Source organism: Morganella psychrotolerans, assembly GCF_001676155.1.
GTDB lineage: Bacteria > Pseudomonadota > Gammaproteobacteria > Enterobacterales > Enterobacteriaceae > Morganella > Morganella psychrotolerans.
In genome coordinates this window covers 332,196-350,435 of the sequence record NZ_LZEW01000001.1, presented here as the reverse complement: position 1 = coordinate 350,435, position 18,240 = coordinate 332,196, and the positions used below count along the sequence as shown (strand labels likewise).

17 protein-coding genes and 2 pseudogenes are annotated in these 18,240 nt (G+C 46.0%); 9 read left to right on the top strand and 10 right to left on the bottom strand.

Going from position 1 to position 18,240, the window contains the following annotated elements; all coding sequences use genetic code 11:
- Positions 1-16 precede the first annotated feature (16 nt).
- From trpS to AYY16_RS01685, 5 genes and pseudogenes are all read right to left on the bottom strand, one after another.
- Positions 17-1,029, bottom strand: a pseudogene (gene trpS / locus AYY16_RS01705) (tryptophan--tRNA ligase).
- Positions 1,030-2,616: 1,587 nt separating this feature from the next.
- The gene (locus AYY16_RS01695) at positions 2,617-2,838 is read right to left on the bottom strand and encodes a hypothetical protein (protein WP_067361208.1); all 222 of its coding nucleotides are present in this window, start codon (positions 2,836-2,838) and stop codon (positions 2,617-2,619) included.
- A 544-nt stretch (positions 2,839-3,382) separates the two neighbouring features.
- Positions 3,383-4,324, bottom strand: coding sequence for an iron-containing alcohol dehydrogenase (locus AYY16_RS01690; protein ID WP_208020715.1), 942 nt, complete (start codon positions 4,322-4,324; stop codon positions 3,383-3,385).
- A 13-nt stretch (positions 4,325-4,337) separates the two neighbouring features.
- A complete protein-coding gene (locus AYY16_RS21340; RefSeq protein ID WP_208020714.1) occupies positions 4,338-4,532 on the bottom strand; it encodes an iron-containing alcohol dehydrogenase in 195 nt (64 codons plus the stop codon).
- A 215-nt stretch (positions 4,533-4,747) separates the two neighbouring features.
- Positions 4,748-5,659: an AraC family transcriptional regulator gene (locus AYY16_RS01685; protein ID WP_067361205.1), complete on the bottom strand. Its 912-nt coding sequence runs from the start codon at positions 5,657-5,659 to the stop codon at positions 4,748-4,750.
- A gap of 325 nt (positions 5,660-5,984) precedes the next feature.
- Between AYY16_RS01685 and AYY16_RS01680 the strand changes: the two genes are divergently transcribed.
- Positions 5,985-6,431 (top strand): cupin domain-containing protein, encoded by a 447-nt coding sequence (locus AYY16_RS01680; RefSeq protein ID WP_067364543.1) that lies wholly within the window; start codon positions 5,985-5,987, stop codon positions 6,429-6,431.
- Positions 6,432-6,735: 304 nt separating this feature from the next.
- Here AYY16_RS01680 and ymcF read toward each other — a convergent pair whose 3' ends face one another.
- The 3 genes from ymcF to icd form a co-directional block, all read right to left on the bottom strand.
- On the bottom strand, positions 6,736-6,873 hold the full coding sequence (ymcF, locus tag AYY16_RS20720; protein ID WP_396672620.1) for a cold shock small protein YmcF: 138 nt from the start codon (positions 6,871-6,873) through the stop codon (positions 6,736-6,738).
- A 9-nt stretch (positions 6,874-6,882) separates the two neighbouring features.
- Positions 6,883-7,095, bottom strand: coding sequence for a transcription antiterminator/RNA stability regulator CspE (gene cspE / locus AYY16_RS01670; RefSeq protein WP_067361199.1), 213 nt, complete (start codon positions 7,093-7,095; stop codon positions 6,883-6,885).
- Between the two features lie 413 nt (positions 7,096-7,508).
- Positions 7,509-8,762: an NADP-dependent isocitrate dehydrogenase gene (gene icd, locus AYY16_RS01665; RefSeq protein WP_067361196.1), complete on the bottom strand. Its 1,254-nt coding sequence runs from the start codon at positions 8,760-8,762 to the stop codon at positions 7,509-7,511.
- Between the two features lie 139 nt (positions 8,763-8,901).
- Between icd and rluE the strand changes: the two genes are divergently transcribed.
- The 8 genes and pseudogenes from rluE to AYY16_RS01625 all read left to right on the top strand — a co-directional run bounded on the left by rluE (position 8,902) and on the right by AYY16_RS01625 (position 16,828).
- Positions 8,902-9,543 (top strand): 23S rRNA pseudouridine(2457) synthase RluE, encoded by a 642-nt coding sequence (gene rluE, locus AYY16_RS01660; RefSeq protein WP_067361192.1) that lies wholly within the window; start codon positions 8,902-8,904, stop codon positions 9,541-9,543.
- A complete protein-coding gene (locus tag AYY16_RS01655; RefSeq protein ID WP_067361188.1) occupies positions 9,533-9,994 on the top strand; it encodes an NUDIX domain-containing protein in 462 nt (153 codons plus the stop codon). The genes rluE and AYY16_RS01655 overlap by 11 nt, the downstream gene beginning before the upstream one ends.
- A gap of 156 nt (positions 9,995-10,150) precedes the next feature.
- The gene (gene mnmA, locus AYY16_RS01650; protein WP_067361185.1) at positions 10,151-11,254 is read left to right on the top strand and encodes a tRNA 2-thiouridine(34) synthase MnmA; all 1,104 of its coding nucleotides are present in this window, start codon (positions 10,151-10,153) and stop codon (positions 11,252-11,254) included.
- Between the two features lie 2 nt (positions 11,255-11,256).
- Positions 11,257-11,868: pseudogene (gene hflD, locus AYY16_RS01645) on the top strand (high frequency lysogenization protein HflD); the annotation flags it as partial.
- A gap of 40 nt (positions 11,869-11,908) precedes the next feature.
- Positions 11,909-13,276, top strand: a complete 1,368-nt coding sequence (purB, locus tag AYY16_RS01640; protein WP_067361182.1) for an adenylosuccinate lyase — start codon at positions 11,909-11,911, stop codon at positions 13,274-13,276.
- Between the two features lie 178 nt (positions 13,277-13,454).
- Positions 13,455-14,129 carry a two-component system response regulator PhoP gene (phoP, locus tag AYY16_RS01635; protein ID WP_067361179.1) on the top strand — a complete coding sequence of 225 codons (675 nt, stop codon included), beginning with the start codon at positions 13,455-13,457 and terminating at the stop codon, positions 14,127-14,129.
- Positions 14,130-14,153: 24 nt separating this feature from the next.
- Positions 14,154-15,620: a two-component system sensor histidine kinase PhoQ gene (phoQ, locus tag AYY16_RS01630; protein ID WP_067361176.1), complete on the top strand. Its 1,467-nt coding sequence runs from the start codon at positions 14,154-14,156 to the stop codon at positions 15,618-15,620.
- Between the two features lie 86 nt (positions 15,621-15,706).
- A complete protein-coding gene (locus AYY16_RS01625; RefSeq protein WP_067361173.1) occupies positions 15,707-16,828 on the top strand; it encodes a ribosomal protein uL16 3-hydroxylase in 1,122 nt (373 codons plus the stop codon).
- A gap of 56 nt (positions 16,829-16,884) precedes the next feature.
- On the opposite strand, the gene AYY16_RS01620 is transcribed toward AYY16_RS01625, so the two are convergent.
- Positions 16,885-17,907: a fimbrial protein gene (locus tag AYY16_RS01620; RefSeq protein WP_067361170.1), complete on the bottom strand. Its 1,023-nt coding sequence runs from the start codon at positions 17,905-17,907 to the stop codon at positions 16,885-16,887.
- Between the two features lie 10 nt (positions 17,908-17,917).
- Positions 17,918-18,229, bottom strand: a complete 312-nt coding sequence (locus AYY16_RS20715) for a FimD/PapC C-terminal domain-containing protein (RefSeq protein ID WP_235846247.1) — start codon at positions 18,227-18,229, stop codon at positions 17,918-17,920.
- Positions 18,230-18,240 lie beyond the last annotated feature (11 nt).

The window sequence follows — 18,240 nt, the reverse complement described above, 5'->3', positions numbered from 1 at the left end:
CCGCATGATCCGTCAATCAAATGACAAACAGCCCCATGCCCCGCTTTACCTGATCCAACGTTTGTTGTGTTACTTCCCGCGCCTTTTCCGTGCCGCTGCGGATAACGGAAAGCAGATAGGTTTATCCGCCATCAGACGCACCCGCTCTTCTCTCACCGGTGCCAACAATGATTGCAAACAGTCATTCAATACCGTTTTACACTGCCGGTCACCCAGCCCACCTGCCTGATACTGCGCTTTCATCTCAGAAATCAGGGCGGTATCCGGATGAAACGCATCAAGATACGTAAACACGACATTGCCCTCAATCCGCCCGGGATCAGATACCCGCAAGTGCTGCGGGTCAGTAAACATCGCATTCACCGCGCGGGTTAACTCATCCTCACTGACCGAAAGATTGATCACATTTCCGAGGGATTTTGACATTTTCCCGTTGCCGTCAATGCCGGGCAACCGCCCTGCTTTACCAACCTGCGCACGGCAATGCACCAGCAGCGGTTCGCCGGTAATACTGTTTACTTTACTGACGATTTCATTGGTTTGCTCAATCATCGGCAACTGGTCTTCCCCGACAGGCACCAGCTCTGCTTTGAACGCCGAAATATCTGCCGCCTGGCTTACCGGATAGATAAGAAAACCTGCCGGAACGGTGCGGGTAAATTGCTTTTGAATGATTTCATGTTTGACTGTCGGATTGCGCTCAAGGCGGGAAACAGTGACCAGATTGAGATACAGCAGTGTCAGTTCCGCCAGCGCAGGCAGTGCGGATTGCAGGCAAATCACAGAGCGCCCGGGGTCGATACCAACCGCCAGATAATCAGCAACCACATCATACAGATAGCGATTAACTTTTTCCGGATGTGAGCCATTATCAGTCAGACCCTGTAAGTCTGCCATCAACACATATTGAGTGGACGAATGTTGCAGTAAAACGCGCTGTTGCAGGGAGCCGATATAATGACCAAGATGCAATGGCCCGGTAATACGGTCGCCGGTCAGGATAATCGGGTTGGTTTGATGAGCTGGCATACTATTTCCTCTTGAATACTATACCCAACGTCATTCAGGATGCAGCCAACGAACCTGCAGTTTTGAATGAATAAGGGTATATCAGAAGCCGCCAGAGTGAAGTGCAATATACCTGAAATGAAATCGCCGCACTCCGGCGGCGATTTGTTAAAATTAAAATGACATAACAAAACCGGCGCCGCACGTTGTGCGCCACCAAAAAGCATTGTGAGATAACTGAGCTGTAATTTTATTATTCATCATTCAATCAATTTACAACTTTTTTTAATTTATTGCTACTACTTTCTCCGGCAGACAATATTTTCATTTTATCGATATTTACTTACATTCATGATCCTTCGTCAGTACAGCAGCACTGACAATGACAAAAAATTACAATAAAATACTTTACTTTCATTGCGTTACCACGCTTTCCCGGTAAGATTAATTACTGACAGCGCAACAGCTTTATACATGTTCAGCGGAGTGTTTTATCAGACTAATTTAACGCGGTATTGAGGAGAGTATATGTTTTTATTGACACTGGGGTTAATTATTACATCCTGCCTGTTTGCTACAATAATGAGCCCTAAATGGGATGATTAAATGAACGCAGGTATATTATCTGATTAAACGCTTTCAGTTTCCACCATAAACTGAAAGGCGTTTTCGTTTATCCGGGGATTCAATAATATCCCGTCATAAAGCAGCGATAAAAACACGTATTATGACAAATCATTTTTTGACTAATTCATATATCTTAACTATATTTAAACTGTTACCAAGCTGAAAGTAACACCTGATGCCTCTGAACCCGCTTTGTTTGTTCAGAGGCTTTTTTTTTGATACCCACACAGAAAAAAAACGACATTTAACATAAAAATTAATTACTTACAGTCAACCTAAAACACATCTCAGGCGTTAATTAAAAACACAATCAGGGATAAGTATAAATACTGAAAACTGGACATGGTCTTTTTTTGACCTGTACTTCTTTATCACACCGGCTATATTGATAAGCGTTTTTAATTAATTGATATTCTCTTTATTTCACGGAGTCTATACCCAACGTCATTCAGGCTGCCGACTGACTGTAGCCAACCAACCTGCGGTTTGGATGAATAAGGATATATAATGACCCGGTTTTATTACTGATGTACTCTGCCCGCATTATTATCCTGCGGGCATTTTTTTATCTTTATTTTCCGTCCTGTGACGGGCAGCAACATGCCGCTTTGCCCGTAAGTACCGCTTCCTGTATTGGCGGGCAGGTTAATTCAGACTGTAATTCACGCTCATTCTGCTCTTGTAAAACCACTGATAATCAAAATGTTATCTGAATACTATCAGCTCAGAAACATACAGCTAATGATGCACCGCATACTAATTTTAAATTTTGACCAACTTTGTTGGTGCTTTGTTTAAGTTAAATCCATTACCATGCGTGCATGAACTGTTTATACCTGCCGTTCATGATTTTCATACCTATATCTCTTTCTGCCCGGTGCCCATAACACCGGGTATTTTTTTTATCCGGAAAACAGAATGTAAAAAAGGCCACCTGAGTGACCTTAATATGATTCATACTCTGAGAGCACTTACCACATATTACAAATTAAATGATCTGATAAAACCAATCATTGGTCCGATAAAGAACGGAAAAATACCAATCCCGAACCCGATCCCGCCACCAATAATTAATTTACCGCCACCAGTACATTCAGTTGGTGGTGTGACAGGAGGAGAAACGTTTCCTGTACCTGGTCTCAGAAAATCAAATAACCCACTTCCGCTGACAATTTCACGCTCACTAACAGATAATTCTTTCATAATGATTTCCTTATCAACAAGTAAATAACGTACCATGTCATGTTATATATTTATAAATTAAAAACATAATTACATGCACTTATTCTATGATCTGTTTTTTTTAAAAGTTAAATCAAGACATTATTTTGATGTTAATTGAAAATAAGATATTACCCATTCATTAGGATGTTAATATTAGTTTTCATATAATGGCATGCCGAAACAAGCTATCCCGTAGGATTAAAAAAACACTCACAGGAAAAAAACACACTGGTAAATACAATTACTATAATAATGAAGTAATATGGCGTACCTTGGTTATCTTATTATCACTCTGATTTTATTATTGCACCCCACTCGACTATAGAATAGAGCATTTCGGTAAAAATATCCCCGGAAAGATAAATAGATCAGCTGGATTATTAGTGCAACACGGATACGTCCTGCACTAACAAAATTAAACGTCTGATGACAGGCTGGCATGAGTATATTTTTAGTTAATATCAATAAAATCAGTCAGCCTCTTTAGTCAAATGACTATAATCAGAAACAGATTTCCAAAATATTAAGGATCTCTTCCGATGTTAATTTTTTTATAGCCTTTACCTATAATGGTGGTTGACTCTGCAATTTTTGGCAGCATCTCTTTTGTTGCACCCAACTCTTTAAGTGATGTCACGATGCCACATTCCTTAGTAAAATGTTCGAGTGCATCAATTCCTTCGAGTGCAATTTGGTTCTGAGTTTTACCTTCACAGGAAATACCCCATACCTGAGTTGCAAACCGTACAAATTTCTCAATACCAAATTTATAAATCAGACGATAATAAGGCAAAGATATCGCGGCTAATCCCATACCATGAGCGCAATCCGTATAAGCACCCAATTGATGTTCAATCATATGGACTTGCCAGTCTTGTGTTTTTGATAAACCCGTAATGGTGTTCAGTGCCAATGTTGCATTCCACATCAGATTACTTCTGGCTTCGTAATCATCCGGATTTTTCAGCGCAACACGCAGGTTATCAACGGAAGACTTCAACAGACTTTCGATCAAATAATCGCTGGTATTCGCACCCTGATCAGAAAAATACTGTTCCATCAGGTGAGACATCGTATCAAATACACCGCTGACCATCTGATATTGAGAAACAGTGAATGTATATTCCGGATTTAAAATTGAAAATTCAGGGTAAATGTTCGCCGGGAAAACCCGCCCTGCTTTATATTTTGTGGCTTCATGTGTTATTACTGAACCACCATTCATTTCAGAACCGGTTCCGACCATCGTAAGAACTGACGCGACAGGAACAACTTTATTATCGACTTCACTAAATTCAATCCAATATTTCTGAAATGGATCTTCATTTTCACAATAGGCTGATACCGATATGCCTTTTGCACAATCTATGACTGAACCGCCACCAACTGCCAGAATAAGACTGACATTATGTTCCCGGACCAGTGCAGCGCCTTCCATCATTTTGTTATATGTCGGATTCGGCATTACGCCGGACAACTCAATAACTTTTTTTCCCCGCAGCCGCAAGAATTGTCATAATATTATCATAAAGCCCGTTAGCTTTAATCGCATTACGACCATATACCAGCATCACAGTCTCACCATACTGCGTTAATTCATCATTTAATTTAGTGAGAGAATTTTTACCAAAATGGATTTTTGTCGGATTGTAATAAGTAAAGTCCAGTTGCATTTTTCTATCCTTATTATGAATTAACCTTGATACAGGGCTGTTGTGCAATTTTTGCACACCTGAGGATGAATAGGGTAACGCTGTGATATCAGGATAAAGACTACTGCTTTATATCCCGGAAATGAATGTCTGATACTCTCTGTCTATTGCCTGTTTTTCCGAAATACAAAAATAAAGAAAAAAAATAATCGTACGCATATTTACCTGTACCGGGGTCAGACTGATCCCGTTTCTCTCAGCGCTTTAATATCGGTTAAAGGTGGTGCGCCAAACAAGCGGCTGTATTCCCGGCTAAATTGTGACGGGCTTTCGTAACCCACCCTGAATGTGGTGGTAGCCGCATCCAGATGTTCAGTCAGCATTAAACGGCGGGCTTCACTCAGGCGAAGTTTTTTCTGAAATTGCAGCGGGGTCATTGATGTCATTATTCGAAAATGTGTATAAAACGCAGATTTACTCATACCGGCATAAGCAGCAAGTTCATTAATACTTAACGACCTCACAAAATTATTTTTCAGCCAGTCGATGGCCTTAGATATTTGGTGACTATGGCTACCGGCAGTCACTATCTGATTTAAACGGGCACCTTGTCCGGTAGTCAGCATACGGTAAAAAATTTCACGTTTAATAACCGGGGCGAGGATTTTAATACTTTCAGGATGTTCAAGCAGCGCCATCAGGCGAATAAAGGCATCCAGTAACGGCTCTGATAACTCACCGACCGCAATTCCTTTTTGTGCACCGGTACTCTGATTAAATGATAAGCCACTTTCTGCAATCAATTGTGATATTTCATGCAGATCTAACTCCAGGGTAAGCGCCAGATAGGGTTTATCTTCGCTGGCTTCAATAATATTAGCAATAATGGGCAGATCAACGGATGAAATAAGAAAATGATTCTCATCATAAGTGAAACTGTCTTCGCCGAGCAGAACACGTTTCTTTCCCTGAGCAATCAAACAAATACTTGATATATGTGTATAACCCGCAGGTGATGTCGGAGATACCCAATGGCTGAGTCTCAACCCGGGAATATCAGTATCAGACTGATTCGTATTCTGTGTCAGTTTTTCAATTTGTCCGGCGAGTTTTCTTGTTGCTCTCTCCATGTGTTCCTGGCTGTTCATGTCGCCTCCATCGGTAACCGGGGAATTATTCTCCCGGCTTTGATGCTGTATTTCAGTATAACGGTGGCTTCACTGATGTAAAGAATATCAGGCAATAATTCCGTGTGTTTATTCTTAACTAATGAGTAACATAATTTTCTGAATATATATTTTTGGACAATTGAGCAAGTATCAGAACGGAACAGGCTACCAATGATCACCTGAGTACGTATAGATTGGTTACATTGTTGAATAAACGATCAGGTAACACAAAGCAATATGTATTAATACCAATATGCTTACCGTGTTCATCCGTCAATTAAACCAGCACTTACCGGAGATTATTATGCATAAAGAATCAGATATATTGATCCCTGAAGAATTGAAAGCAGGTATATTTAATGGAAAAGGTATTTTCCCTTTTGGTGAAAAAAACGTTGCGTATGCCGATTATTTTACCGGAACCAGCTATCTGTCATTACTAAATAAAGAAAACCCGGTTATCGCTAACGTTACCTTTGAACCGGGCTGTCGTAACTTCTGGCATATTCACCATAAGAGCGGACAAATTTTGTTAGTCACCGGCGGTCGCGGCTGGTATCAGGAAGCAGAAAAACATGCTCAGGCATTAAATCCGGGCGATGTCGTTCATGTTGCCCCGGGAATTAAACACTGGCATGGCGCAGCCGCAGATAGCTGGTTTTCTCATGTCGCAGTCGAAATTTCGGCAGAAGGTGCTACCAACGAATGGTTAGAACCTGTTTCAGATAAAGAGTATAAGCACCTGAAATAATTTTTATCACTTTATTATGCATTATGATTTTATGTATACCCAACGTCATTCAAGATGCAGGCAGGCGGCAAGGGAAGATAGATGGGGAGCATAGATAAACTATGTGACCCGGCTGGCTTCATGCCGCCAACGAACCTGCAGTTTGAATGAATAAGGGTATAAACCATCCTGGTTTATATTATGGAAATGCTACTTATCAACAGCGTTATCGGAATTCCGATATCGGGACAATATCAATGTGTTGAATTCAGGTATAAAAAAACCCCGCCGATGGCGGGGTCTGAAATAATTGACCACTTAATATCTAACTTGCTTCAACTTTCATCACGCTTTTGCAAAAAATACATTTTGCTCCACGCGGATTACTCAGTGAAATGTCAAATTGTGATGTTCGGTATTGCGACCCACTACAACAAGGACATTTAAAACAGAAGTTAATCATTATAGTGTTTTAAAGCACCACCACATTACCAGCGGCAGGACCTTTCATTCCATCTTCTATGGTAAATGATACTTCCTGACCTTCGGCTAAAGACTTGAAGCTATCGCTCTGAATTGCAGAGAAATGAACAAACAGATCTTTGCTGCCATCTTTAGGGGTAATAAAACCAAAACCTTTATCATCGTTAAACCATTTTACTGAACCAGTCATTGTATTAGACATAGAATTTCCTTTAATTTTTTTAAATTGCCATAAGGCATATGAGGTTTGTTTTTTTTATTTTTACTTATGGGAATTAATTAGAAGGAATTCGCAATGAAGAGGTATCAGTGATAGCACTAAACGGTGAACAACTTTAAACTGACCAGCATAAATAGGCCTGTACTTCCAAACCAGTGATGACATTAAGTCACAGATTAATTCAGATAGCAAATTTTATTATTTAATATATATCCAACGTCATTCAAAATGACAGATAAGTACAATGATGACCGGGGAAAGGACTGGCAAATTATCGCCGTATAATCGCCCGGAATTTAACCGGTTTTGGGGAAGAGTTTTGGGGAAGAATTTTATTGGTTAAAAAAAGAACGGGAACCAATCAGTTCCCGTTAACTGTTTTACAGCATGCTTAATTACATGTGTTTAATAATGGCATCACCAAACTCTGAGCATTTCAGCAGTTTAGCGCCGTCCATCAGGCGTTCAAAATCATAAGTGACGGTCTTGGCAGCAATCGCGCCCTCAGTTCCTTTAATGATTAAGTCAGCCGCCTCGAACCAGCCCATGTGACGCAGCATCATCTCTGCGGAGAGAATAACGGAGCCCGGATTTACTTTATCCTGACCCGCGTATTTCGGCGCGGTGCCGTGAGTGGCTTCAAACAGCGCGCATTCATCACCGATATTCGCACCCGGTGCGATACCGATACCGCCGACCTGTGCTGCCAGCGCATCAGAGATATAGTCGCCGTTCAGGTTCATACAGGCGATAACATCATATTCAGCCGGACGCAGCAGGATCTGTTGCAGGAATGCATCTGCGATTACATCTTTAATGACGATTTTTTTGCCGGTTTTCGGGTTTTTCACACTTAACCACGGACCGCCGTCCAGCAATTCTCCGCCGAACTCTTCACGCGCCAGTTCATAACCCCAGTCTTTGAAAGCACCTTCGGTGAACTTCATAATGTTGCCTTTATGAACCAGTGTGACTGAATCACGGTCGTTATCAATCGCGTAATGCATTGCCGCGCGCACCAGACGTTTTGTGCCGGCTTCAGAGCATGGCTTGATGCCGATACCGCACTCCTGAGGGAAGCGGATTTTCGTCACGCCCATTTCATCCTGCAGGAATTTAATCACTTTATCCGCTTCCGCAGAACCGGCTTTCCACTCTATACCCGCATAGATATCTTCCGCATTTTCACGGAAAATGACCATGTCAGTCAGTTCAGGTTGTTTTACCGGGCTTGGTGTACCTTTATAGTAACGAACCGGGCGCAGGCAAACGTAGAGATCAAGGATCTGGCGCAGTGCTACGTTAAGGGAGCGGATGCCGCCACCGACCGGAGTGGTCAGCGGGCCTTTGATAGCCACACGGTATTCACGGATTAAATCGAGAGTTTCATCCGGCAGCCAGACATCACTGCCATATAATTTTGTGGATTTCTCACCGGTGTAGATTTCCATCCAGGAGATTTCACGTTTGCCGCCGTAGGCTTTTTTCACAGCAGCATCAACAACTTTAATCATTACAGGCGTAACATCGACCCCGATTCCGTCCCCTTCAATAAACGGGATAACCGGATTTTCCGGAACGATTAACTTGCCTTTTGCGTCAATGGTAATTTTAGCACCTTTCGCCGGAACAACTACTTTGCTTTCCATCAACCTCTCCTTTATGTAAGCGCAATGTTTTGTTAATTTTTTGTAATAGCACTGTCAATACTACTTGAATAATTGCATCACGCAAATCCTAACTGTTTTAAGCTATAATGTAAGTCTCATTTTTTATAAAAAAGATATCATGGCCGCGAAAACACCTAACACCCGACCTACAGACAAAAAACATTCACATCCGGCGGCACAGCGCCTGCTGAATAAACCTGCCCGCAAACGGGGTCCGCGCAAAATGGTTTTGTTTAACAAACCGTTTGATGTGTTACCTCAGTTTACTGATGAAGCCGGGCGCAGCACACTGAAAGATTATATCCCGATTCAGGATATTTATGCCGCAGGACGCCTGGATCGTGACAGCGAAGGGTTACTTATCCTGACCAACGACGGTGTATTACAGTCCGGGCTGACAAGACCGGATAGTAAAGCCGTGAAAGTCTATTATGTCCAGGTGGAAGGTGTGCCGGATGCTGCTGCGCTGAAAAAACTGCGCGAAGGCGTGACGCTTAATGACGGGAAAACCCTCCCGGCAGGTGCTGAAATCACGGAAGAACCCGCCTGGCTGTGGCCGCGTAATCCGCCTATCCGCGAGCGCAAATCAATCCCGGTCACCTGGCTGAAACTGACACTGAAAGAGGGCCGTAACCGCCAGGTCCGCCGGATGACCGCGCATATCGGGCACCCGACACTGCGCCTTATCCGCTGGCAGATTGGCGATTATACCCTTGATACACTCAAACCCGGCGACTGGAGAAGTGTGAATGACATTTAAGCCCCATATTACGGTTGCCTGCATGGTCACCGCAGGCGATAAATTTCTGGTGGTGGAAGAAGCAGTAAAGGGCAAACCGACCTGGAATCAGCCTGCCGGACATCTGGAAGCCGGTGAATCCCTGATTGCGGCGGCAGAGCGCGAACTGTATGAAGAGACCGGGATCAGCGCCACACCGGATGCCCTGCTGAAAGTTCATCAGTGGGTTGCACCGGACGGCACACCGTTTATCCGTTTTCTGTTCCGGGTCCCGCTGGAAACACAATGTGAAACCTGTCCGCAGGACAGGGATATTGATTGCTGTCACTGGGTCAGTGCTGATGAGATTATTAACAGCCCGATCCTGCGCTCGCCGCTGGTTAAAGAGAGTATGTTTGCCTTCTTTGCTGCCGAGCCGCTGCCGTTATCCGTGCTGGCCACGTTCGGTGATATCAGCGAAAGCTATCCGTAAAAATGCCCGGTGAAAAAAACACAGATTGTCCTGCCCTGATGATGCGCCGCCCGGCGTATCATGGTAAAGTATGACGCTTAATTTTTTCCCCGGGTACGTCTTTGCACTGCGCCTTTTTGCGTGTGCGGAGCTTCCCAATCGCCGCGAGATCAGCTCATGTCAGATAACAGCCAGAAAAAAGTCATCGTCGGTATGTCCGGTGGTGTGGATTCCTCCGTCTCAGCCTGGTTACTGCAACAACAGGGATATCAGGTGACCGGGCTGTTTATGAAGAACTGGGAAGAGGATGATGATACAGAATACTGCTCAGCCGCTGCCGACCTTGCCGATGCGCAGGCGGTGTGTGATAAGCTCGGCATTGAACTTCTGACCGTCAATTTCGCCGCTGAATACTGGGATAATGTATTTGAGCTTTTCCTGGAAGAGTATAAAGCCGGGCGCACACCAAACCCGGATATTCTCTGTAATAAAGAGATTAAATTCAAAGCATTCCTGGAATATGCCGCAGAAGATCTTGGCGCTGACTATATCGCTACCGGTCACTATGTCCGCCGCCGTGATATTAACGGCACAACGCAGTTATTACGCGGACTGGACGGCAATAAAGATCAAAGCTATTTCCTTTATACATTAAGTCATGAGCAGGTGGCGCAGAGCCTGTTCCCGGTCGGCGAACTGGAAAAACCGGAAGTCCGCCGTATTGCGGAAGAATTAGATCTTATCACAGCAAAGAAAAAAGACTCCACCGGCATCTGTTTTATCGGGGAGCGCAAGTTCCGTGATTTCCTTGCCCGTTATTTACCGGCAAAACCCGGTCCGATTATGACTGTGGACGGGCAGGAAATCGGTCAGCATGACGGGCTGATGTACCACACTCTCGGACAGCGCAAAGGGTTACGCATCGGCGGCACGCGTGACGGCTCAGAAGAACCCTGGTATGTCGTTGATAAAGATGTTGAAAACAATTTACTGATTGTTGCCCAGGGCCATGAGCACCCGCGTCTGATGTCTGTCGGGCTGATTGCACAACAACTGGATTGGGTATCACGGGAGCCGCTGGCACACCCGCTGCGCTGTGTTGTCAAAACACGTTACCGCCAGGAAGATATTCCCTGTACTGTTACCCCGCTCGGTGAAGATAAAATCAGTGTCCGGTTTGATATCCCGGTCGCGGCCGTTACACCGGGTCAGTCTGCTGTTTTCTATCAGGATGAAGTCTGCCTGGGCGGCGGGATCATTGAAGCGCGAATTACGGAGTAACTGTGGCTAAAAATTACGATGACATTACCCTCGCTCTGGCGGGTATCTGCCAGGCCGCACGTCTGGTTCAGCAACTGGCGCATGAAGGTCAGGCAGATAATGATGCCGTTGATGTGATGATCCAAAGTATCATCAATAATAATCCGTCATCTGTAGCAGATGTATACGGCAACAATACGCAAAACCTGCGGATTGGTCTTGAAGCCTTTGCCGGGATGTTTAACATGACCGGCGCGCAGGGCATAAATACAGAGATGACCCGCTATATGCTGGGGATTATGCTGCTCGAACGCCGCCTGTATAAAACTCCCGGGGCCATGAATGACCTGGGTAAGCGCATTGATAATCTTGAACATCAGCGCGACCATTTCGGGCTGTCACAGGAGGCGATGCTTAACACCATTGCCGGTATTTATGTGGATAACATCAGCCCGCTCGGTCCCCGCATTCAGGTTACCGGCTCGCCGGAAATCCTGCGCAACCAACTGGTTCAGGCCAAAGTCCGCTCTCTGTTACTGAGCGGGATCCGCAGCGCGGTACTCTGGCGTCAGACAGGCGGAAACCGCTTACAACTGCTGTTTTCCCGTTCACGTCTCGTGGACACGGCTAAAAAAAATTCTCGCTCAACACTAAAATTATCCGGAGTTGCAACCCATGGAATTATCCTCACTTACCGCCGTTTCCCCCGTCGATGGCCGCTACGGTGACAAAACACGCGCCCTGCGCGATATCTTCAGTGAATATGGTTTACTGAAATTCCGTGTACAGGTCGAAGTACGTTGGTTACAAAAACTGGCAGCGTGTGCAGACATTCGTGAAGTTCCGGTTTTTGACCGCGACGCAATCGCTTACCTTGATGAGATTGTCGCAAATTTCAGTGAAAAAGACGCAATGCGCATCAAAGAGATTGAGCGCACCACTAATCACGATGTCAAAGCGGTTGAATATTTTCTGAAAGAAAAAGCGGAAGCTGTGCCTGCGCTGCATGCGGTATCCGAATTTATTCATTTTGCCTGTACATCTGAAGATATTAATAACCTCTCTCACGCCCTGATGCTCAGCACCGCGCGCGAAACGGTTCTTCTTCCTGCATGGCGTCAGCTGATTGATACCATTAAAACCATGGCCGCCGGTTACCGTGATTTACCGCTGCTTTCCCGCACCCACGGACAACCGGCAACACCTAGTACGGTCGGCAAAGAGTTTGCCAATGTCGCTTACCGGATGGAACGTCAGTACCGTCAGTTACAGCAGGTTGAGATCCTCGGGAAACTCAATGGTGCCGTCGGTAACTATAATGCGCACTTATCCGCGTATCCGGATGTGGACTGGCACCGTTTCAGCGAAGCCTTTGTTACCTCGCTGGGCATTCAGTGGAACCCGTACACCACACAGATTGAGCCGCACGACTATATCGCCGAATATTTTGATTGTGTTGCCCGCTTTAACACCATCCTGATCGACTTTAACCGTGATGTCTGGGGCTATGTTGCCCTGAATCACTTTAAACAGAAAACAATTGCCGGTGAAATCGGCTCTTCCACCATGCCGCATAAAGTCAACCCGATTGATTTTGAAAACTCAGAAGGTAACCTGGGTCTTGCGAATGCGGTGCTGGGTCACCTGGCAGCAAAACTGCCGGTTTCCCGCTGGCAGCGCGACCTGACTGACTCCACTGTGCTGCGCAATTTGGGCGTGGGCATTGGTTACGCATTAATCGCGTATCAGTCAGCGCAAAAAGGTCTGAGCAAACTGGAAGTCAATGAACAACACCTGCGCGATGAACTGGATCAAAACTGGGAAGTCCTTGCAGAGCCGATTCAGACTGTGATGCGCCGTTACGGCATTGAAAAACCGTATGAAAAACTTAAAGAACTGACCCGTGGCAAGCGCGTGAATGCGCAGGCAATGCAGGTATTTATCGACGGTCTGGATCTGCCGGATGCCGAAAAAGCGCGCCTGAAAACCATGACACCGGAAAATTACCTCGGGGATGCTGTCCGTTTAGTTGATGAGTTATAGTTAGTTAACCAACAACTAATTAAATTACACAAGAGGCGGAGAATATCTGCCTCTTTTTTTTATGATTAATCGCATATCCCGCGTATTATTTGGCGTACATATTCCACTTCATTCAGGTAAACTGTTACAATTCACGTCAGTTTTCTATCGGAATATCTGTATTTGTAAGGGATTGTGTATGCGCGTACTTATTGTTGAAGATAACAACTTACTTCGTCATCACCTGATGGTTCAGATCCGTGAACTCGGGCATCAGGTGGACGCTGCGGAAGATTCAAAAGAAGCAGATTATTTCCTTCAGGAAAGTCAGCCGGATATCGCGGTGGTTGACCTCGGGCTGCCCGGTGAAGATGGCATGACTATGATCGCCCGCTGGCGTCAGCAGCAGGTAAAAATCCCGATTATGGTTCTCACTGCCCGCGAAAGCTGGCAGGAGAAAGTCGCCGCCCTCAATGCCGGTGCAGATGATTACGTGACAAAACCTTTCCAGCTTGAAGAAATCGTTGCCCGGATGCAGGCATTAATGCGCCGTAACAGCGGGCTTGCCTCACAGCAACTGGAACTGGGTATTTTTACTATTGATCTCTCCCGTAAAGAATTTCTGGTCGGTGACAATGCGGTCAAACTGACTGCGTTTGAATACACTATTATTGAAACACTGATGCGCGATAATGGTAAAGTGGTCAGTAAAGATTCCCTGATGCGCCAGCTCTACCCGGATGCCGAATTGCGTGAAAGCCACACCATTGATGTCCTGATGGGACGGTTGCGTAAAAAAATCCTGGTCTTTACAGACGTGGATGCCATCGTCACTGTCCGTGGTCAGGGTTACCGTTTCGACGCCAAAGCATAATATTACGCCACAGAGGTAATTCGCATGACAATGCGAACCAAAAGTCCGTTCTCTCTGCGGACCCGGTTTTTACTGGCAACCTTCGCTGTGATCCTGGCGATGACCCTGTCTTACGGGGCGGTTGCCATTGTCGGTTATCTGGTCAGTTTTGATAAAACCACCTATACCATGCTGCGCAGCCAGAGCAATCTGTTCTACAGCCTGTCGCAGTGGGAAGACGGAAAGCTCAATATCCGCTTTCCGCCGAATTTCACCCTTAATTCCCCCTCCGTTGTGCTGATTTATGATAAAGATCAGAATCTGCTCTGGCGTCAGCATAAGATTGATGCGCTTGAAAAGGCTATCCCGCCCAAATGGCTGACCAAAGAGGGTCTGTATGATCTGAATACCTCTCTTGAAGCCACCAAAGCGATTTTGGTTAATACCCCGCTGTTTTCCACGGCAGATATCCGCATCAATGACCTGGATGAAGATAATGACGGGCGTATGATCCACTCCGTCTCTGTCAGCCGTTACGGCGAAACCGATAATCTGCCGCCGCTGACTATCGTAGTCGTGGATACCATTCCGCAGGATTTACAGAAAACATTTCAGGTCTGGGAATGGTTCGGGTATGTGGTTCTCGCTAACCTCTTTTTACTCACCCCGCTTATCTGGCTGGCGGCACACTGGAGCCTGCGGCCTATTAATGCCCTCAGCGGGCAGATAAGCGCACTGGAAAAAGGCGAGCGGGACGACTTGGATGAACAGCCGCCCAGCGAGCTGCGCGGATTGGTGCGCAACCTGAACCTGCTGCTGCACAACGAGCGCGAGCGCTATACACGCTATCAGCGGACATTGTCTGATCTGACGCACAGCCTGAAAACCCCGCTGGCGGTATTACAGAGTACGTTGCGCTCTCTGCGCAGCGGGAAAGACATGACAATTGATACCGCCGAACCGATTATGCTTGAGCAGATCGGGCGGATTTCACAGCAGGTCGGCTATTATCTGCATCGCGCGAATATCGGCGGTGACAACACGTTGCTGATGCGTGAGATTTCCTCCGTCCCTGCCCTGATTGACAGCCTGGCAAGTGCTTTGTCCAAAGTTTATCAGCGCAAAGGTGTTGATATTACTGTCGATATTCCGCCGGACATCACCTGGCTGGGTCAAAAAAATGATTTTATGGAAGTGATGGGCAATATTATGGAGAATGCCTGCAAATACTGCCTTGAATTTGTGGAAGTAACCGCCCAATGGCATCATGATGCGGTGATCCTGATTGTCGATGATGATGGTTTGGGTGTGCCGGAAGATAAGCGGGAGCTGATTTTCCGCCGGGGACAGCGGGCAGATACCCTGCGTCCGGGGCAGGGACTGGGGCTTGCTATCGTGACGGATATTCTGGAGCAGTATGACGGCGGTGCGGTTGTAACCGACAGCCCGCTGGGTGGTGCCCGCATTACCATCACATTCCGCCGTCAGGCACATGATGAGAGTGACGACTGACATCGGTTTTTTGTTCTTTCTTTCACTATAGTTATGCAACATACTCCGTTATCTGGTTGTTTTTTTTTCTCATTGAGGGCGTAACCATGGATTATGAACTGAATTTAGATTGGCAGTCCTTTATGGAAAGCCACTGGCAAAAACGCCCTTTACTGATCAAAGGTGGCTTCCGCGATTTCCGGGATACTATTTCACCGGATGAACTGGCGGGACTCGCGATGGAAGATGACGTCAGCAGCCGCATGGTTACCCGCTTCGATGGAAAATGGGATGTGCGCCACGGACCATTTCAGGATTTTGACGACTTAGGCGAAAAAGACTGGTCAATCCTGGTGCAGGCAGTCAATCACTGGCATTTCCCGTCCGCAGCCTTAATGAAACCTTTCCGCTGCCTGTCTGACTGGCGTGCCGATGACCTGATGATCTCTTATTCTGTGCCGGGCGGCGGTGTGGGTCCGCATCTTGATCAGTATGATGTTTTTATTATTCAGGGACAGGGTCGCCGCCACTGGCGTGTCGGGGAAAAAATCCCGATGAAACAACACTGTCCGCACCCGGATCTACTCCAGGTCGCCCCGTTTGATGCCATTATTGATGATGAAATGGTGCCGGGTGATATTCTTTATATTCCGCCGGGATTCCCGCATGAGGGCTATGCTATCGAAGAGTCACTGAACTATTCAGTCGGCTTCCGTGCCCCGAATGCCCGTGAATTATTCAGCGGTTTTGCTGATTATGTGATTGCTAACGATCTCGGCAGCTATCGCTACAGTGATCCGGATCTCTCCTTCCGTGATAATCCGGCGCTTATCCAGCAGGGTGAATTAACCAAACTTCACCGCATGATGCAGGATTTACTGGATCAACCCGCCGTATTCCGTCAGTGGTTCGGGGAATATATCTCTCAGTCCCGCCATGAGCTGGATCTGGCACAACCGGAGCCGCCGTACACGCCGGAAGATATTCAGGCACTGATGGCTCAGGGCGAATCCCTGTTCCGCCTTAACGGTCTGCGGGTTCTGCGCGTTGGTGACACTTGTTTTGTCAACGGCGAAGAGCTGAAAACACCGCATATTGAAGCCGCTGACGTGCTCTGCCAGTATGACGAAGTCTCAGCAGACATGCTGGGCGATGCCTTACATGACCCGCAGTTTGTTATTTTACTGACTGCGCTGATTAATAGCGGCTACTGGTATTTTGATGACTAACGATTAGTTATCATATAGTTAGTATAAACAACGCCACGACATCGTGGCGTTGTTTATTACAGATAGCGGATAGTATAATCAAGTACCGCTTCCGCCTTACCGGGATGAATGTTCTTTCTTATCTGTACCAGCGCCGCCTGAAAACGAATTTGTGCACTCCGCGCAGTCACATTGTCAAAAGGTATCCACTCATCAAATTTCACCGGCGTTCCCTGCCGGGTTAGCTGAATACCAATACCTTTTGCACCATTTTTAGTCTGCTCAAGTTTCAGTACTCCGGGCACATTTCCCATATAAGAAAGTGTTCTTTTTAGCCGGATTTCAGCTCCGTTCAATTGGCTGCACTGCAATCCGATGCTGAATTCCCGCACACTTCCCTGCGCAACAGATCCTTTTCTGCTGAAATCCGTCCGCGACACCCGACCCAAATCAATCTCACGTGGGGCTGAAATATCACAAGCCCGCTGACGGATATTAAAACCGGAAAAAGTGACATAGGGTTCTCTGATAGTGGAATACCACCGGTTATTTTTCATCAGCGTAAATTTTGCCACCTGAGCTTCCGGTATTTTATTACCTGATATAACACCTGTTTTATACAGTGTCACCGCCACCCGTCCCCGGTAACTAATATCGCTTTTTACACGACGGTCACGGCAGATAATTTTATCTATATCCGTTCCCCCGCTATCACTCCCGTCAATATAATGCATTTCTGCCGGACAACCCGGGGAGCTAATTTCACCGCCTAAACTATAGCCGATACCTTCGGAAAAATAGAAAACAGAATGTCCTTCCGGTGTGGTTCCGATTTTTTCACCAAATGCGGCAATTCCGAATGATACTGAAGTCTCTTCAGTGAAATGACAGTGATATCCTGCTGAAATACGAGAGTAAAATGGTCCGGCTATCGGAGCCATTAACGGTAATTGCTCACTTATTTCAGCAAAATGCATATCCGGGGTCAGCATTATTTCAGGCTCCGGCGTGGTACAGGCGGCGTTTACATATACGGGGATGATACTCAGCATCACACAAACAATACCTATTCTGCCACCATATATAATATCTTTAATCATTCAATAATCCTCACTGACACAGTAATGTCATTGTGACAAGCCACTGGTTTTCAGGGGGTACAGCAATTTCTGATTCACACTGCTGCGCAGGGTTACTTCCCCATTTCACCTGCAATAATCCACTGTCAGGTAAACCGCTCAGATACACTTCCCCATCATCACCAACAATCCCGCCCACCGTATTGCCGTCAGGTCTTTTTACCTGCACAAAAGCACCGAACGGAACACTGCCGGTCACTGTTTTCAGGACATAAATAACACGGTGCCCTTCCTGAACATCAAACCGGACCGCAACCAGCGCACCTTTTGACGGAATAACCATCTGAACCGGGT

Bases quoted from the DNA above. Each gene is read 5' to 3' on its own strand.
- AYY16_RS01625 (WP_067361173.1), top strand. From the start codon at position 15,707: ATGGATTATGAACTGAATTTAGATTGGCAGTCCTTTATGGAAAGCCAC.
- AYY16_RS01690 (WP_208020715.1), bottom strand. From the start codon at position 4,324: ATGCCGAATCCGACATATAACAAAATGATGGAAGGCGCTGCACTGGTC.
- rluE (WP_067361192.1), top strand. From the start codon at position 8,902: ATGGCCGCGAAAACACCTAACACCCGACCTACAGACAAAAAACATTCA.
- phoQ (WP_067361176.1), top strand. From the start codon at position 14,154: ATGACAATGCGAACCAAAAGTCCGTTCTCTCTGCGGACCCGGTTTTTA.
- AYY16_RS21340 (WP_208020714.1), bottom strand. From the start codon at position 4,532: ATGCAACTGGACTTTACTTATTACAATCCGACAAAAATCCATTTTGGT.
- phoP (WP_067361179.1), top strand. From the start codon at position 13,455: ATGCGCGTACTTATTGTTGAAGATAACAACTTACTTCGTCATCACCTG.
- ymcF (WP_396672620.1), bottom strand. From the start codon at position 6,873: ATGATTAACTTCTGTTTTAAATGTCCTTGTTGTAGTGGGTCGCAATAC.
- icd (WP_067361196.1), bottom strand. From the start codon at position 8,762: ATGGAAAGCAAAGTAGTTGTTCCGGCGAAAGGTGCTAAAATTACCATT.
- AYY16_RS01695 (WP_067361208.1), bottom strand. From the start codon at position 2,838: ATGAAAGAATTATCTGTTAGTGAGCGTGAAATTGTCAGCGGAAGTGGG.
- cspE (WP_067361199.1), bottom strand. From the start codon at position 7,095: ATGTCTAATACAATGACTGGTTCAGTAAAATGGTTTAACGATGATAAA.
- AYY16_RS01620 (WP_067361170.1), bottom strand. From the start codon at position 17,907: ATGATTAAAGATATTATATATGGTGGCAGAATAGGTATTGTTTGTGTG.
- AYY16_RS01680 (WP_067364543.1), top strand. From the start codon at position 5,985: ATGCATAAAGAATCAGATATATTGATCCCTGAAGAATTGAAAGCAGGT.
- AYY16_RS20715 (WP_235846247.1), bottom strand. From the start codon at position 18,229: ATGGTTATTCCGTCAAAAGGTGCGCTGGTTGCGGTCCGGTTTGATGTT.
- purB (WP_067361182.1), top strand. From the start codon at position 11,909: ATGGAATTATCCTCACTTACCGCCGTTTCCCCCGTCGATGGCCGCTAC.
- AYY16_RS01685 (WP_067361205.1), bottom strand. From the start codon at position 5,659: ATGAACAGCCAGGAACACATGGAGAGAGCAACAAGAAAACTCGCCGGA.
- mnmA (WP_067361185.1), top strand. From the start codon at position 10,151: ATGTCAGATAACAGCCAGAAAAAAGTCATCGTCGGTATGTCCGGTGGT.
- AYY16_RS01655 (WP_067361188.1), top strand. From the start codon at position 9,533: ATGACATTTAAGCCCCATATTACGGTTGCCTGCATGGTCACCGCAGGC.